Consider the following 1381-nt stretch of genomic DNA (forward strand, 5'->3'; position numbering starts at 1 on the left):
CATATATGGACCCATCCGGTTTGCAAGACATTCGATAGCGATTTTGAGAAGAGTTCATTGCACCCATATATCCGGCCTGTTGTTGAGGGATCTCTCTGGCCCTGATGGATATCTGCTTCTACTGCCCTTATCATCCTTGCGGCTTCATTATGAGCCTATGCCCGACTAAGGTTTTCAGTAGATCAGTCTGACTGTCTCATCATCAATTCAAGTGTCTTAGCAACTTACTGGTTGGTTAATTATTAACGTTTATTGTATCTATTCAGCACTATACTGGAAGTCGATATTCTTCGTCATGTGCCGCGATAACCCATGCCATTCTGGCGAGTTTATTGGCGACGGCCACACAGGCTCGGTTAAAGCCTCGGCGCTCTGCTAACTGGATTGCCCAGCAACTAAACTTATCTTGCTTATTCTGGCTGTGTTGCAACACCGCTCTGGCGCCGTGAATGAACAGGGTGCGTAAATACGCATTTCCCCGTTTGCTTATTCCAAGGAGGTTGTCTTTACCTCCACTGCTGTGTTGCTTGGGAACCAAGCCACACCAAGCTGAAAAGTGCCTACCATTAGTGAAATCTTTACCATCACCGGCGGCGGCATAAAAGGCGGTAGCGGTGACAGGACCAATACCTGGGATAGTCTCTAAACGCTGGCAAATCACATTGTTTTTAGTTTCAGTGAGTACTTTGGCATCACAACCCTTAAGCCGTTTTTCTATATCACTAAACTCTTCATATAACTGATAAAAAATGGCCCGACCTTTGGTGGTCAGCGCATTGGTTTCATCCGCTAAAATATCTGGGAACTGTACTTTAAAAGCCGATTTACTTTTGGCTATCACGATGCCGTATTCTGCTAACATGCCTCGCACTTGGTTGATTAAGGCAGTTGATTGCTTAGTTAATCGTTCGCGCATTCTGTGGAGCAGTTGCACATCTTGCTGCTCGACGCTTTTGGGTTTTACAAATCGCATATTGGGTCGCTGCGCAGCTTCGGCGATGGCTAAGGCATCGTTGTAGTCATTTTTGTTACCTTGCCGAAAAGGCACGACAAATTGAGGAGCAATTAACTTGACGCTGTGGCCCAACAGCTCAAATTCTCTGGCCCAGTAATTTGCGCCACTGCAGGCTTCCATCACAATCAGACAAGGCTCAATTTGAGCGAGAAAGGGAAGCAAGTCTTTGCGTCTAAGCATTTTCTTTTTAATTAACTTACCTGCTTTATCGACACCAACAGCATGAAAAACAGACTTTGCGATATCTAAACCGATTGTAGTAATCTTCATAGGTGGACCCGTCCTCTTTCTGATGAGTTTTAGCGACTACATCGTGGCCCATTGCGAGGCCGATTTAAAGTGGATGGGTCCATTCCATTATCCATG

The 1381-nt window shown here is 45.5% G+C and carries 1 protein-coding gene; it reads right to left on the reverse strand.

Features of this window, described 5'->3' with window-relative positions:
- Window positions 1-268: 268 nt before the first annotated feature.
- Entirely contained in the window at window positions 269-1285 is a 1017-nt protein-coding gene (locus CBX96_RS21380; protein WP_109287995.1) for an IS110 family transposase, read from the reverse strand.
- Window positions 1286-1381: the final 96 nt, after the last annotated feature.

It is taken from the genome of Shewanella sp. BC20 (genome assembly GCF_003129585.1).
Taxonomy (GTDB): domain Bacteria; phylum Pseudomonadota; class Gammaproteobacteria; order Enterobacterales; family Shewanellaceae; genus Shewanella; species Shewanella seohaensis.

Bases quoted from the DNA above. Each gene is read 5' to 3' on its own strand.
- CBX96_RS21380 (WP_109287995.1), bottom strand. From the start codon at position 1,285: ATGAAGATTACTACAATCGGTTTAGATATCGCAAAGTCTGTTTTTCAT.